Source organism: Blautia sp. BIOML-A1 (assembly GCF_009883055.1).
GTDB lineage: Bacteria > Bacillota > Clostridia > Lachnospirales > Lachnospiraceae > Blautia_A.
On sequence record NZ_WWVR01000018.1, the window covers coordinates 1 to 14,764 of the forward strand.

At 41.8% G+C, this 14,764-nt stretch carries 13 protein-coding genes and 1 tRNA gene; 1 reads left to right on the forward strand and 13 read right to left on the reverse strand.

Annotation, left to right across the window (positions count from 1 at the left end):
* Positions 1–289: 289 nt before the first annotated feature.
* Positions 290–377: transfer RNA gene (locus GT674_RS09525), tRNA-Ser, on the reverse strand.
* A 374-nt stretch (positions 378–751) separates the two neighbouring features.
* Here GT674_RS09525 and GT674_RS09530 point away from each other — a divergent pair.
* Complete coding sequence (locus GT674_RS09530) at positions 752–943, forward strand: ubiquinone biosynthesis protein UbiE (RefSeq protein ID WP_161285468.1); 192 nt, start codon at positions 752–754, stop codon at positions 941–943.
* A gap of 59 nt (positions 944–1,002) precedes the next feature.
* On the opposite strand, the gene GT674_RS09535 is transcribed toward GT674_RS09530, so the two are convergent.
* The 12 genes from GT674_RS09535 to GT674_RS09590 all read right to left on the reverse strand — a co-directional run bounded on the left by GT674_RS09535 (position 1,003) and on the right by GT674_RS09590 (position 14,690).
* Complete coding sequence (locus GT674_RS09535) at positions 1,003–1,722, reverse strand: lysophospholipid acyltransferase family protein (protein ID WP_161285469.1); 720 nt, start codon at positions 1,720–1,722, stop codon at positions 1,003–1,005.
* Positions 1,723–1,748: 26 nt separating this feature from the next.
* Positions 1,749–2,549: a hypothetical protein gene (locus GT674_RS17395; RefSeq protein WP_243149094.1), complete on the reverse strand. Its 801-nt coding sequence runs from the start codon at positions 2,547–2,549 to the stop codon at positions 1,749–1,751.
* A gap of 18 nt (positions 2,550–2,567) precedes the next feature.
* A complete protein-coding gene (gene gyrA / locus GT674_RS09545) occupies positions 2,568–5,069 on the reverse strand; it encodes a DNA gyrase subunit A (RefSeq protein ID WP_161285470.1) in 2,502 nt (833 codons plus the stop codon).
* A gap of 11 nt (positions 5,070–5,080) precedes the next feature.
* Positions 5,081–7,006, reverse strand: coding sequence for a DNA topoisomerase (ATP-hydrolyzing) subunit B (gene gyrB, locus GT674_RS09550; RefSeq protein ID WP_161285471.1), 1,926 nt, complete (start codon positions 7,004–7,006; stop codon positions 5,081–5,083).
* A gap of 178 nt (positions 7,007–7,184) precedes the next feature.
* On the reverse strand, positions 7,185–8,024 hold the full coding sequence (gene rsmI / locus GT674_RS09555) for a 16S rRNA (cytidine(1402)-2'-O)-methyltransferase (RefSeq protein WP_161285472.1): 840 nt from the start codon (positions 8,022–8,024) through the stop codon (positions 7,185–7,187).
* Positions 8,025–8,060: 36 nt separating this feature from the next.
* Positions 8,061–8,813 carry a tRNA1(Val) (adenine(37)-N6)-methyltransferase gene (locus tag GT674_RS09560; RefSeq protein WP_161285473.1) on the reverse strand — a complete coding sequence of 251 codons (753 nt, stop codon included), beginning with the start codon at positions 8,811–8,813 and terminating at the stop codon, positions 8,061–8,063.
* Positions 8,791–9,705, reverse strand: a complete 915-nt coding sequence (locus GT674_RS09565) for a PSP1 domain-containing protein (protein ID WP_161285474.1) — start codon at positions 9,703–9,705, stop codon at positions 8,791–8,793. The genes GT674_RS09560 and GT674_RS09565 overlap by 23 nt, the downstream gene beginning before the upstream one ends.
* Before the next feature lies 1 nt (position 9,706).
* Positions 9,707–10,696: a DNA polymerase III subunit gene (locus tag GT674_RS09570; protein ID WP_161285475.1), complete on the reverse strand. Its 990-nt coding sequence runs from the start codon at positions 10,694–10,696 to the stop codon at positions 9,707–9,709.
* A gap of 72 nt (positions 10,697–10,768) precedes the next feature.
* Positions 10,769–11,383 carry a guanylate kinase gene (locus GT674_RS09575; RefSeq protein ID WP_161285476.1) on the reverse strand — a complete coding sequence of 205 codons (615 nt, stop codon included), beginning with the start codon at positions 11,381–11,383 and terminating at the stop codon, positions 10,769–10,771.
* Positions 11,384–11,387: 4 nt separating this feature from the next.
* Complete coding sequence (locus GT674_RS09580; RefSeq protein ID WP_161285477.1) at positions 11,388–12,842, reverse strand: aminotransferase class I/II-fold pyridoxal phosphate-dependent enzyme; 1,455 nt, start codon at positions 12,840–12,842, stop codon at positions 11,388–11,390.
* 5 nt (positions 12,843–12,847) lie between these two features.
* Complete coding sequence (locus GT674_RS09585) at positions 12,848–13,537, reverse strand: response regulator transcription factor (RefSeq protein WP_161285478.1); 690 nt, start codon at positions 13,535–13,537, stop codon at positions 12,848–12,850.
* Positions 13,530–14,690, reverse strand: a complete 1,161-nt coding sequence (locus GT674_RS09590) for a sensor histidine kinase (RefSeq protein ID WP_161285479.1) — start codon at positions 14,688–14,690, stop codon at positions 13,530–13,532. Before GT674_RS09590 ends, GT674_RS09585 begins: the two co-directional genes overlap by 8 nt.
* Positions 14,691–14,764 lie beyond the last annotated feature (74 nt).

Below are 14,764 nucleotides of genomic sequence, written 5' to 3' on the forward strand. Positions count from 1 at the left end.
CATTCTATTGAATGATGATTCGTTAAGAATTTTCGAGAATCGTATGTGTTTCACTGTTTAGTTATCAAGGTTCTTTGGTATTTTTCGCTGTCTTACGACAGCTCATTTAGTTTATCATGTTCGTTTCTGTTTGTCAAGAACTTTTTTAAGTTTTTTCAAAACTTTTTCGAACTCTTTTGTGATTTCGTTGCTTATCAGCAACTCGTTTACTTTACCACATTCATTTCTGAATGTCAAGCACTTTTTTGAAGTTTTTTTAATTTCTTTTCAGAAGTTATTAACTTCAAAACGGAGAAGGAGGGATTTGAACCCTCGCGCCGGTTACCCGACCTATACCCTTAGCAGGGGCACCTCTTCGGCCTCTTGAGTACTTCTCCTGACTCCGAATTCATAATCTCTTATGCAATTTGAAGCGCATTTCTTTCCGAAATGCATGGTTAATTATACATAACATACTTTACATTGTCAACACCTTTTTTATATTTATTTTAATATTTTTTTGTTTTGTTTTTACCCTTATATTGGAAACACCAGAATTTTATGATAAACTAAAATTAATCGTAACTGTTCACAGGTAATATTCCGCGAGGTGTTTTGTCATGTATATGACAAAATCCCGAGACATACGGGTCAAAATCCCATCACCGAAGGTGACATGGAATGGATTTTGACCAAGTTAGTGTGAACGGAGTGAACAGTAACAATTAATCAGATCAGATCCGGCTCGAACAAGAAGAAAGAAGGTGTGTTTATGGGCGAGATCATAGAAGAGTTTTTCACTGGATACTGCAGAAATTTTGACATGACACAAACCGTAATCTGCGAATTTGAACAATCTCCACAAGGACTTCAGCTTCTGGATTCAAGCTGTGAATACGGGAACTGCCGCTACAGTAAAGACTGTGTTGTCATGCAGCAGGCACTTGCACGAGAGATTGTATGAGTATGAAAAACAGCCGGAAGCAAAATACTTCCGACTGTTTTTTGTTATAAGATATTCTTTTAGTCCCATCCACCATATTCCTTAATGGTTTCCTCGACTCTTCTTCTGACTTCTGCTGCAATCTCTGTTGATTTCATATCTTTATATTCATCATAATACATCGGCTTGAGGAAATGTACCTGTACTGTCAGAGGTGCGATTGAGCCTGTGTCAAAAGCCTTATAGGTATCAATCAGTGCAACCGGCACGATCGGACATCTCGCTTTCATTGCTGCCTTAAAACTTCCACCCTTAAACTCCTGCGGATGGTTTCCGTTCTTACTTCTTGTTCCTTCTGCAAAGATAAGATAATTACGTCCGCTCTTAACTTCCCTGGTAACATTGATGATTACCTGCATGGACTGTCTCAGATCCTCTCTGTCCATGATAAAGGCTTTCATGCATGTAAATACCTGTTTCAAAAACGGGACATTTCCAACTTCTTTCTTCGCCACAACGGAAAACGGAACCGGGCAGGCATCCAGGATCGCCAGAACATCATACAGTCCCTGATGGTTTGGATAAAACATAAATCCATTCTCCGAAGGAATGTTTTCCGTCCCATAGGATTTAATGGTAATATTCCCACCTGTATTTGCCCTTCTGTCGATTTTTTTGAGCAATGCATATCTCTTTTCTTCGGGATAATCATCCACATGCCCTGCATACCAGTTCAGCATAAACCATCCATAAGGCACAAAGAAAAGATTTCGTAATACCATCATTATGATTCTCTTCATGCTGCTACCATCCTTCCAAGCTTCTGCTAACTTAATTTTGAAGCAATTTTTTCTTCATATCCCGGATTTTTCTTAATGAATTTATCATAAGCAACCGTGTATTCCTGATATGCATCTGATTTCATAAACAGAGCATATTTTTCTGCCGCCTGCTTATTCATATCATTCGTGATCTCTGATGGCGTAAGTACATAATATTTACCATCCTCTTTTTTCTGAGTCATATAAGTACTGATACATGGATAAGCCTGACCATTCTTAAGAACCAGATCATATGTGATATACATAAATGTATAGTTTCCATCCTGAGATATCTTATCACATTTATTGATCTGGATTTTTTCCGGTGAATGCGCAGCAAAATATTTTACTGTTGCATCCATCTCTGCCTGAAGGTTATCATCCGCCTTCGTTACGCCATAGCATTTCCTGACTTTCTTCTCATTTCCACTCTCATAAGATTCAATCAGTGCCTTAACAACTCTTTCCGGTGTCTTATGACTGACTCCGCAACTCTTCACAGCAAAAATAATCACTATGAGCAAAACTGCAAGTATAACTCCTCCCGCAATATACTGTACGGGAATATCTTGTTTTCTGGATCTGCTCTTTTTTCGGTTTCTGACAGTTTTGGAACTGGCTGCTTTACTGCTTCCGTTGACCTTGACATTACGCATACCGGTTCTTGAACTTCCAGTTTTTTTCGTTTCCAGTGCAGATCTTCTGACATTGGATTTTGAACGTCCTGTTTTTTGGCGGCTCTTACTGTTCTTACTGCTTTTGGTAATTTTACTGCTGCCATTTAATGAGACATATTCCTTCTCCATGATGATCTAACGTCCCCTTTATTCTTCTGTCGGCTGTTTTTCCTTGTCTTCTTTGTCTTTTTCTTCTTCTTTTTCTCTGACCTTTGCAAAGCTTGCAACTGTCACTCCATCAGAAAGGTTAATCAGTTTTACTCCTGATGTAATTCTTCCAAGAATAGAAATATCAGAACACTGCAGACGGATAATAATTCCCTCTGTGGTGATCATCATGATCTCATTTTCTTCATTTACCGCTTTGGCTCCGATGACATTTCCTGTTTTTTCTGTGATCTTATAACATTTCACGCCTTTACCGCCTCGGTTCTGGCAGGTAAATTCACTGACAGAGGTTCTCTTGCCCATACCATTCTCAGAAACAACAAGGAGATAATATCCCTGTGTATTCAGCTGCATAGCAACAACTTCGTCTCCATCCAGCAGGTTAATGCCTCGTACACCCATGGAAACTCGTCCTGTGCTTCTTACATCTGTTTCCTTGAAACGAATGCACTGGCCATATTTCGTTATAAGAATAATATCTTTCTTATCATCTGTTGCTTTTACTTCGATCAGCTCATCATCATCTCTGAGAGAAATCGCTGCAAGCCCTACCTTGCGGACATTTGCATAATCACGAATCGGAGTTTTCTTAACAAGACCCTTACGTGTTGCCATCATCAGATAATGTCCTTCTTCAAACTTGCTGATCGGAATAACTGATGTGATCCGCTCTCCCGGCATCAGCTGCAGAAGATTGATAATTGCAGTTCCTCTTGCTGTTCTTCCTGCTTCCGGAATCTCATATGCCTTCAGACGGTATACTCGTCCTGTGTTGGTAAAGAACATCACATAATGATGCGTTGTTGTCATCATCAGTTCTTCAATATAATCATCATCCAGGGTCTGCATACCCTTTATGCCTCTGCCGCCTCGATTCTGACTACGGAAGTTATCTACTGTCATACGCTTGATATAGCCAAGCTTTGTCATTGTAATGACTGTATTTTCTCTCGGGATCATGTCCTCCATGGAAATGTCATATGCATCAAATCCAATAGATGTTCTTCTGTCATCTCCATATTTCTCTGCAATTGCAAGAATTTCTTCACGGATAACACGAAGAAGAGTATTTCTGTCAGCAAGAATTGCCTGTAATTTACGGATTTTTTCCATTAATTCTGCATATTCTGCTTCCAGCTTTTCTCTTTCCAGACCGGTCAGTGCACGCAGACGCATATCAACGATCGCCTGTGCCTGAACATCTGTCAGTTCAAAGCGATCCATTAATTCCTGCTTTGCGATCTGAACGTTTCTTGCTGCACGGATAATACGGATCACTTCATCGATATTATCAAGTGCCTTAAGAAGACCTTCCAGAATATGAGCACGCTCCTGTGCCTTATTCAGATCATATTTCGTTCTTCTTGTTACGACATCTTCCTGATGTGCAAGGTAATGTTCAAGCATCTCCGGAAGAGTCAGAACTTTCGGCTGAAGACTTCCGTTTACAGAAACCAGACACAGCATGATCACACCAAAAGTATCCTGAAGCTGTGTATGCTTATACAGCTGGTTGAGAACAACATTTGCATTAGCATCTCTGCGCAGATCAATACAGATACGCATTCCCTCACGACTGGAGTGATCATTCAGATCTGTAATTCCGTCAATCTTTTTGTCCCGCACAAGCTCTGCGATCTTCTCGATCAGACGTGCTTTATTTACAAGATACGGAAGTTCTGTAACGATAATACGGGATTTACCATTTGGCAGTGTCTCGATATTTGTCACCGCACGGACACGGATCTTACCACGTCCTGTACGATATGCTTCCTCGATTCCTCTTGTTCCAAGAATGGTTGCTCCTGTTGGAAAATCCGGACCTTTGACGATATCAAGAAGTTCTTCGATCGTTGTCCCTCTGTCCTCTTCAATGATATTATCTATAATCTTAACAACTGCCTGGATTACTTCTCTTAAGTTGTGAGGCGGAATATTGGTTGCCATACCAACTGCAATACCAGAAGTACCGTTTACAAGAAGATTCGGATAACGTGACGGAAGTACGACAGGCTCTCTCTCTGTCTCATCAAAGTTTGGCTGAAAATCAACTGTGTTTTTATTAATATCTGCAAGCATCTCCATGGAAATCTTGCTTAAGCGTGCCTCTGTATATCGCATGGCAGCTGCACCGTCACCATCCACAGACCCAAAGTTTCCGTGACCATCTACCAGAGGATATCTGGTTGACCAGTCCTGTGCCATATTTACAAGTGCTCCGTAAATAGAACTGTCTCCATGAGGATGATACTTACCCATAGTATCACCAACGATACGGGCACATTTACGATGTGGCTTGTCCGGACCGTTATTCAATTCGATCATGGAATACAGAACTCTTCTCTGAACCGGCTTCAGTCCATCTCTTACGTCCGGAAGAGCACGTGAGGCAATAACACTCATGGCATAATCTATATAAGATTTCTCCATCGTCTTCTGTAGATCCACCTCATGGATTTTGTCAAAAATATTGTCTTCCATTTTTTATTCTCCTAGATATCCAGATTTTCTACAAAACGTGCATTTTCTTCGATAAATTCACGTCTTGGCTCAACTTTATCACCCATAAGAGTGGTAAAAGTCAGATCGATCTCAGAGGCAGCAGATTCATCCATAGTGACCTTGAGAAGAATTCGTCTCTCCGGATCCATGGTTGTCTCCCAAAGCTGCTCTGCATCCATCTCACCAAGACCTTTGTAACGCTGGATCTTGTTATTGTTGTCACGTCCGATTTCCTCAAGGATGCTGTTCAGCTGTGCATCATCGTAGGCATACCAGACTTTTTTATTCTTTTCTACCTTGTACAGTGGCGGCTGTGCCAGATATACATATCCCTGCTTGATAAGCTCCGGCATGAATCTGTAAAGAAATGTCAGCAGAAGTGTTGCAATATGTGCTCCGTCAACATCGGCATCTGTCATGATGATGATCTTGTGATAACGCAGTTTGCTGATATCAAAATCCTCATGGATACCGGTACCAAATGCTGTGATCATTGCCTTGATCTCTGCATTTCCATAAATTCTGTCCAGACGTGCCTTCTCTACATTAAGGATTTTTCCACGAAGCGGAAGGATTGCCTGTGTCGCACGGTTTCTTGCGGTCTTCGCAGAACCACCGGCTGAATCTCCCTCTACGATATAAATCTCACAATTCTTAGGATCTTTGTCCGAACAGTCTGCAAGCTTACCCGGAAGCGACATTCCGTCAAGTGCTGATTTTCTTCTGGTAAGGTCTCGTGCTTTACGTGCTGCCTCCCTTGCCCTCTGTGCCAGAACAGATTTCTCCACAGTAGCCTTTGCTACAGATGGATTCTGCTCAAGAAAGATCTCAAGCTGCTTACTTACGACAGAATCTACTGCTCCTCGTGCCTCACTGTTTCCAAGCTTCTGTTTTGTCTGACCCTCAAACTGAGGTTCTTCAATCTTAACACTTACGATCGCAGTCAGCCCTTCACGGATATCATCTCCACTTAAGTTCGGCTCACTGTCCTTAAGAAGTTTATTCTTTCTCGCATAATCATTAAAGGTCTTGGTAAGTGCATTACGGAAACCGACGATATGCGTACCGCCTTCCGGTGTATTGATATTATTTACAAATCCATAACTGTTCTCTGTATAGGAATCATTATGCTGCATTGCCACTTCTACGGCAACGCCATCTTTCTCTCCCTCACAGTAAATAACCTCTGGATACAGAGGCTCTTTACTCTTGTTCAGATATGTTACAAATTCTCTGATTCCACCTTCATAGTGAAAAACTTTCTCTTTTTTGGAATCTTCTCTCTCATCTTTAAGGACAATGCGAAGCCCTTTGGTCAGAAATGCCATCTCGCGAAGGCGCTGTTTCAGGATATCATAATCGTAAACAGTTTCCTCAAAGATTTCTTTATCCGGCAAAAAGGTAACCGTCGTTCCTGTTCTTTCCGGTTCGCATTCGCCTATATTTTTAAGAGGATACATTGTATGTCCTCTCTCATAGCGCTGTTTATATTCTCTGCCCTCACGATATATGGTGACCTCCAGCCACTCGGACAGAGCATTTACAACAGATGCGCCTACACCATGAAGTCCTCCTGATACCTTATATCCTCCACCGCCGAATTTTCCACCGGCATGAAGAATGGTAAATACAACCTCTACCGCCGGAATCCCTGCCTTGTGGTTGAGCCCTACCGGAATTCCTCGTCCATTATCGACAACAGTAATGGAATTGTCCGGGTTGATGATTACCTGGATCTCTGTACAATATCCGGCCAACGCTTCATCCACCGCATTATCTACGATTTCGTATACAAGATGATGCAGACCCCGGCTGGATGTGCTTCCAATATACATACCCGGTCTTTTACGAACCGCTTCCAGCCCTTCCAAAATCTGAATCTGGTCCGCTCCGTACTCCGTATTTTCTCCGCCCATGTGCTGCCTCCTGTCATTCAATCATTTTATATTAAAACACCTGTCATGTCCTCTATTGGACATACGTATACTAATTTATTATAGCACAAAAACTACATTCTTTCCATTAAAACCGCAAAATCAATGTACAAAAAAAAGAACTGTATTTCTCATAAAATCAGAAACACAGTCCCTACTTTTACTGAACAAGATATTGATAAATTTCTCTTTTGGATACGCCTCTGTCCTTTGCAACCTTCTTCATCGCATCTTTTCTTGAGAATCCCTGTTTTTCGTAAATCTCCATATGTTCTTCGATAGAAATTTCCTCCCAGGAAGCCATCTCTTCTTCTTTCAGTTCCTGACGGCTTTTACCCTCTATCACAAGGACACATTCTCCCAGCGGCTTCTCATTCTCATAACGGATAATAAGTTCATCAATTGTTGTGTGAAAAGCCGTTTCATGCTTTTTGGTCAGTTCTCTGCAAAGTGTCATTCTACGATTACCAAGTGTCTCTTTCAGATCCTTAAGTGTACGGACCAGTTTATGCGGTGCCTCATACATTATGATTGTTCTGGTCTCGTTCACCAGTTCATCCAGAATTTCCCTGCGTTCCTTTTTGTCCATCGGAAGAAATGCTTCAAAAGCAAATCTTCTGGTTGCAAGTCCGGACAATGTCAATGCTGTAATGCAGGCTGCCGGTCCCGGAAGAGAGGTCACCTCAATCCCTGCGTCATAACACATTGCCGCCAGTTCTTCTCCAGGATCTGAAATTCCCGGCGTTCCCGCATCTGTGATCAGAGCAATATTCATCCCACTCTGCATCTTTTCAATCAATGTATAGGCCTTGTCGATCTTATTATATTCATGATAACTGGTCATGGGCGTTTTTATCTCAAAATGATTGAGCAGCTTAATACTGTTCCGGGTATCCTCTGCTGCGATCAGATCTACTTCTTTGAGTGTACGCAGAACACGCAGAGTGATATCTTCCAGATTTCCAATCGGCGTTGCACAAAGATATAATTTTCCGCTCATAAATCAGCTCTCCTTCTTAAGTTCTTATCCATAGCATCATACCATCCCATATATTTCCAGGATAGACTTTGTGTACTCTCCCGGCTTCTCGTAAACGATCAGAGGACGTTCTACCGTAATTCTTGAATTTCCTCCCTTACAGGCTTCTATCAGCACCATATTCGGTTCTCTGTCTATGTATGGATATACCAGCTGCATGCGCTTCGGCTCCAGCTTATATTTCATCATCACCTGAAAAATCTCAGCAAGACGAAACGGACGATGCACCATGAAAAAATGACCCCTGTCTTTGAGCACTCTGGAGGCCTGACTTACTACATCTTCCAGCGTACAAAGCACCTCATGCCTTGCGATCGCCTTTGCCATATACGGATTACGTAATCCATGCTCTCCTATCATATATGGAGGATTGCTTGTTACTACATCAAAAGAAGCTGCTCCAAAAATTTCAGCAGCCTCTTTGATGTCTCCGCATACAATATCAATTGCAGATTCCAGTCCATTATACGCAACACTGCGTGACGCCATATCTGCACATTCTTTTTGTATCTCAAGTCCTGTAAAATGTGTTCCCTTCTCCCTGCTCTTAAGCAAGATCGGAATAATTCCTGTACCGGTTCCCATATCCAGAACTCTTGCATTATTTCTGATCTTTGCAAAACCGGACAAAAGAACTGCATCCATTCCAAAACAGAATTTCTCAGGATTCTGAATTACATAAAATCCATTCTGCAGGTCATCGACCCGCTCTCCCAAATGTACCAGATCAGTCTGCGGATTTCTTTCCATGAGATTTTATATCTCCTTCTTTATCCTCAAGTTTTTCCAGTTCCTTCATTTCCTTGTCAGATATCTTGATCTTTTTTCTGCGCGCCCGAAACTTCAATTCATCTACTGGAAATTCCTGAATTTCTTTTTCGTCGTTTACTTCAACAACAACCTTGACTCTCTGACGAAGTACATTCACACTCTGAACCGTTCCCTGAATGCCATCCGGAAGTGTAACAGTATCTCCGATTCCCGGAAGCTTCTTATTCAGTTCCTCATATGTCTCCTGCTCATTCTTGAGACAGCACATTAATCTTCCACATACACCGGAAATCTTGGTCTGGTTCAGCGAAAGATTCTGCTCCTTCGCCATCTTGATGGATACCGGTGCAAACTCTGAGAGATAAGTATGGCAGCAGAGACATCTGCCGCAGATTCCAATTCCTCCCAGAATCTTGGTCTCATCCCGGACTCCGATCTGCCGCAATTCAATTCTTGTCTTGAAAATCGCAGCAAGATCTTTAACTAACTGACGGAAATCGATTCTTCCGTCTGCTGTAAAATAAAACAACACTTTGTTGTTATCAAATGTATATTCTGCATCGATCAGCTTCATCTCCAGGCCATGCTCACGGATCTTCTTCTGGCAGATCTTAAAAGCGTCTTTTTCTTTAAGACGATTCTGTTTCTCTCTGTCTTCATCTGCCTGAGTTGCCACTCTTAATACTTCTTTGAGCGGATGAACCACCTCGTCCTCTCCGACTTCCTTCGGTCCAAGTACAACTCTTCCAAACTCTACTCCGCGGGCAGTTTCTACGATCACATGATCGCCCACCTGCATCTTATAATTCTTCGGGTCAAAATAATATATTTTACCGACATTTCTGAATCTGATTCCAACTATCTTTGTCATTCTAACTCTCCCTGATCGTCAGGAACAGAAGTTCAAGAGCAAGCTCGAAATTTACATTTGCACGCAGACGTACCTTTGTTTTTTCCAGTGCCTCCAGTATCTTTTCGAGATTTTCATATGAACGCTGGCTCGCCTGTTCCTTTATATAATTAATTTCCTGCTTGAACACCAGATTGTCTATCTCTCTGGTAGCCTTGAACATCAGAACATCACGGAACCAGAACTGGAAAATATCCAGATAATCACTTATATGCTGCTTCTCATCTGAAAGCGCACGAAGCACATCTGTAAGCTCATACGTCTGCATAGTGTTTACATACTTCAGTATCTTCAGTGCATTCTCCGTCATCTTACTGAATTCTTCGGATGTTGCCGCTTCCTGAGCCTTTCCAATGCTTCCCTGTGCAAAAGATACATCGATCTCTGCCTGATAATCCGGCACATGAAGACGCTCCATAAGATATTTCTTAACCAGATTGTCATCTACTACCTTCAGATCAAGTCTTACACATCGTGACTGAATCGTAGGAAGCAGAGCATCCACATTGCTGGTCAACAGCATGATCACAGCGTATTCCGGCGGTTCCTCAATTGTTTTAAGAAGAGCATTCTGCGCCTGCACTGTCATCATCTCCGCATCCGGAATGATATATATCTTGTGCTGGCTGCAGTATGGCTTGATCGCTACATCATGGATCACCTGATCACGCACCTCATCGATGGTAATAGTTCCCGGTTTCTCATGATTCACCATAATAATATCCGGATGGTTCTTACCTATGGCTTTCTTGCAGGAATCACACTTCTGACATGGCTCCGTTCCCCCAGCCTCGCACTGAAGAGTCATTGCATAAGTCGTTGCAAGAAGCTTCTTTCCCGATCCTGGTCTTCCGGTAAAGATATAGGAATGAGATATCTTTCCTGTCGTCATGGCATTCTTCAGATGCCTGATGATTTCTTCATGTCCGATAATATTGTTGAAACTAACCATTCAGAATCACCTCTCTCGTTTATAGTTTCTATATACGAATCTTTGTTCGCTATTTCTACATTATAGCATACTTTATTGCCCATTCAAAACTATTTTTGTCTGCGAAAAGGAATTTATATAATTTATAATATTTTTGACACATAATTCTAAATTATCATTGGTAAATCTTAATTTAATTCCTGTTTTCCGGATATTTTCCTCTGAAAAATCTTTCTGATCTGCCAGAAAGCGCCTGCACAGTTCTTCGTACTTTGGATTGTCCTGTTCTCTTTCTCTTAGCAGTGCTCTCTGTAATCTCTCCCCATCCTCTACCTGAATATAGATTGGTATTACATACTCTGCTCCATAATATGCTTTTAGTTTCTCATAAGATTCCAGTGTACCGATTCCCAGATAATTTCCCTCCGAAAGATCTACCTGTCCGTCATCCGCAGTAAAATATGTCCAAATACCATGAACTGTATGATAAGCTCTGGCTTCGATCAGCTTTCCGGCTGCCTCAAACGCCTGAAGCCTGCTGTCATCTGTAAAATAATACTGTACACCTTCCTCCTCACCTGCACGGATAGGTCTTGTCGTATACAATATAAGCTTCTTAAGATTCAGTTCTTTATTTTCCACCAGCAGTGAATATATCCTGTCCTTACCGCTGGCACTTTTTCCCATAATATAAAAAATTTTTCCCATGAAATCAGCCTGGCTGCTCCTTCGTAGTATTCTGGGATATTACACGGATGGTATCATTGGTATAATCCTCCAGTCCCTGCAGATATAATCCCTCTTCCATGTATATTCTCATATTACGGATAAATTGTCCAGTAATCTGTTCTCCCGGAACGATCAATGGGATTCCCGGCGGATACAGATATCCAAATTCCGCAGATATCCTGCCAACGCTTTCTTCCAGTCTGCAAACCTCACTCTCCGCTTCCATCGCCTCAGTGACAGACATAAGCTGATTCATAGATGTATATGCAACTCTTTCAGCAATCTGTCCTTCTGTTTTTCTCTTTTTCTGTGATTCTTCCTGATCAATTTCTTCTATTGCCCGGCACAGTCTCTCAAACCCTTCCTCGCTGTCACCAACTGCTGCCAGTGCAAGTACATAATGCTCCGTTTGCATCTCTACCTGAATGTGATATTTCTCAAGAAGAAGCTGTGCCAGTTCTGTTCCTGTCATCGAAGTATATCGTGTAGAAAAGATCAACTTGGACCGGTCATAATCAAATACTCCTGCTGAACCGATTTCCGGAGAAACCAGACGGATATACTTACATTCTGAGAGTCTTCGTCTTGCCTTCTCAAGAATTCTGGTAAATTCCCTGAACATTTCTTTCCCATCCGTAACCATCTTATCCATACAGGCATCTATACTTGCCATCAGGATATAGGACGGACTGCTGCTCTGATAAATCCCCATAAATCTTCGAATCAGTCTGCTGTCCACACGCTCACTGCAGTTATGAAGAACTGCTGTCTGTGTCATTGCCGGAAGTGTCTTATGAAAACTCTGGATAACCAGATCTGCTCCCAGATCTGCCGCTGATACCGGGAAATAATTTGAAAAATGAAAATGTGCTCCATGTGCCTCATCCACGATCAGTGGAATTTCATGTCTGTGCACGATTTCTGCGATCTTCCCAATATCAGATACTACGCCATCATAAGTGGGGGAAGTGATCAGCACTGCTTTGATCTCTGGATTCGCGGCCAGTGCTCTTTCCACCTTATCCGGTGAAATTCCGCCGTTTATCCACCACTTTTTGTCCATCTGCGGATAAACATAAGTTGGTGTCAGATTTCTAAGATACAGAGCATGATAAACAGCTTTATGACAGTTTCTTGCAACAAGTATCTGTCCGTTTCCTGGCACTGCTGCTGAAACGGCTGCAAGGAGTGCTGCTGTACTTCCATTGATGCTGTAATAACATTCTCTTGTGCCATATACCTCTGCCGCTGCTTCCTGAGATTTTTTCAGAATTCCCTCCGGATGGTGCAGATTATCAAATCCTTCTATTTCCGTGATATCCCGGTCAAATGGCAGTTTCGTATCAACGGTTCCTGGATTTCTTTTGTGACCCGGCATATGAAACGGATAATAATCTTCCCTGCTGTAATTTTCTAATGCTCTATATAATCTTTCCATAAATTTTATACCTTAAACCTGTAGCCTACTCCCCAGATTGTTTCGATATACTGAGGTTTTGCTGTATTAAATTCAATCTTTTCACGGATTTTTTTAATGTGAACAGTGACCGTTGCAATGTCTCCCACAGATTCCATATCCCAGATCTGGCGAAACAGTTCTGCCTTGGTAAATACACGATTTGGATTTTCTGCAAGAAAGGTAAGAAGATCAAATTCCTTGGTTGTAAATGTTTTCTCCTCACCATTTATCCATACTCTTCGGGCAGTCTTGTCAATCTTGATTCCACGAATCTCTATAATATCATTCTTTGCCACATTGGAGCCTACAAGTCTGTTATATCTTTCCATATGGGCCTTTACTCTTGCAACCAGCTCACTTGGGCTGAATGGTTTCGTCATATAGTCATCTGCCCCAAGTCCCAGCCCCCGGATTTTATCAATATCATCTTTCTTCGCCGAAACCATAATGATCGGAATATTCTTTTCCTGACGTACCTGACGGCAGATATCAAATCCGTCAACTTCCGGAAGCATAAGATCAAGAATGATCAGATCATACTCTTCCTTCAGAGCCTTTTCAAGGCCCATATCACCTCTTGTCGCAATCTCGACCTCAAATCCGGATAATTCCAGATAATCTTTCTCCAGATCTGCGATTGCTTCTTCATCCTCAATGATCAGTATCTTACTCATTTACAGGTACCTCCTGGTATTTTCTCAAAACAAAGTACATGATCGTGCCAATATCCTCCCGGCTGGTGGCCCATACCTTACCGCCATGATCCTCCAGTATCTTTCGCACGATTGAAAGGCCGATTCCACTTCCTCCTTTTGCAGAATTACGCGAAACATCTGTCCGGTAAAAACGATCGAAAATATACGGAAGATCTTTGGCTGCAATCCCCTTTCCGTTATCTTCAATCTCGACCTGCACAAAATCTCCGACATCTTTTACCCGGATCTGTATGATGCCCTTCATTCCTTTTGCCTTATCCATATATTTAATGGCATTACTGATAATATTATGGATCACTCTTCGAATCTGTTCTCCATCGGCAATGACCTGTACATCACTGTCTACATAATTGGCATAACAGAGCTGAATTCCTCTTGTCTCCAGTTCCAGACCAACTTCCTCTGCACAGTCCGAAAAATAATCTTCTACATTCAGTTTACTGAAAGTATATGGAATACGGTTTGTATCAATCTTGGAATAAAAAGTAAGCTCGTTGATCAGATGATCCATCTCAACCGTTTTATTATAGATTGTACGGACATAACGATCCATCTTTTCCGGTGTGTCTGCCACACCGTCCATAATACCCTCAACATATCCCTTTACAGCTGTAATCGGTGTTTTGAGATCATGCGAGATATTACTGATCAGTTCCTTATTTTCTTTATCCAGAACAATTTTTTCTTCTGCCGATTCCTTGAGCCTTCTTCTCATTTCTTCGAAGTCCCTGCAAAGTTCCGAAAACTCATCTGTTCCCTCCACAGAAAGAACAAAATCAAGATTGCCATCCTTGATATTCTGCGTGGCTTTCCGCAGTTTTACCAGTGGAGTGGCTACACTTCTGTATATCCAGAGTCCTACAGACACACTGGTAAATATCAGAATGATCAGTGCCGTAAAAAACAGATCCTTCGTCATGATCCGAACTCCCAGATCACTGCCATCTGTTTCTCCGATCGTAATGTCATATCCTGCTTCCTGAATCGTATCATTCCTGGCAGAATTCCTGTGCTGAGCTTCGCTGAATCCATATAAGGCAGCGGCTAACAGCAGCATCGGAACAAGTATGATCATCAGAAATCCAAGTATGATCCTCTGTTTTAATTTCATAACGCATCCTCGCCTCTTGCATTAGTAAAGTATAGAAAAAACGAACGCATATATGTCGAATCTGTATTCGCTAT

Coding starts and splice junctions, on each gene's coding strand:
- GT674_RS09530 (WP_161285468.1), top strand. CDS start 752: ATGGGCGAGATCATAGAAGAGTTTTTCACTGGATACTGCAGAAATTTT.
- GT674_RS09535 (WP_161285469.1), bottom strand. CDS start 1,722: ATGAAGAGAATCATAATGATGGTATTACGAAATCTTTTCTTTGTGCCT.
- GT674_RS17395 (WP_243149094.1), bottom strand. CDS start 2,549: ATGGAGAAGGAATATGTCTCATTAAATGGCAGCAGTAAAATTACCAAA.
- gyrA (WP_161285470.1), bottom strand. CDS start 5,069: ATGGAAGACAATATTTTTGACAAAATCCATGAGGTGGATCTACAGAAG.
- gyrB (WP_161285471.1), bottom strand. CDS start 7,006: ATGGGCGGAGAAAATACGGAGTACGGAGCGGACCAGATTCAGATTTTG.
- rsmI (WP_161285472.1), bottom strand. CDS start 8,024: ATGAGCGGAAAATTATATCTTTGTGCAACGCCGATTGGAAATCTGGAA.
- GT674_RS09560 (WP_161285473.1), bottom strand. CDS start 8,813: ATGGAAAGAAATCCGCAGACTGATCTGGTACATTTGGGAGAGCGGGTC.
- GT674_RS09565 (WP_161285474.1), bottom strand. CDS start 9,705: ATGACAAAGATAGTTGGAATCAGATTCAGAAATGTCGGTAAAATATAT.
- GT674_RS09570 (WP_161285475.1), bottom strand. CDS start 10,696: ATGGTTAGTTTCAACAATATTATCGGACATGAAGAAATCATCAGGCAT.
- GT674_RS09575 (WP_161285476.1), bottom strand. CDS start 11,383: ATGGGAAAAATTTTTTATATTATGGGAAAAAGTGCCAGCGGTAAGGAC.
- GT674_RS09580 (WP_161285477.1), bottom strand. CDS start 12,842: ATGGAAAGATTATATAGAGCATTAGAAAATTACAGCAGGGAAGATTAT.
- GT674_RS09585 (WP_161285478.1), bottom strand. CDS start 13,537: ATGAGTAAGATACTGATCATTGAGGATGAAGAAGCAATCGCAGATCTG.
- GT674_RS09590 (WP_161285479.1), bottom strand. CDS start 14,690: ATGAAATTAAAACAGAGGATCATACTTGGATTTCTGATGATCATACTT.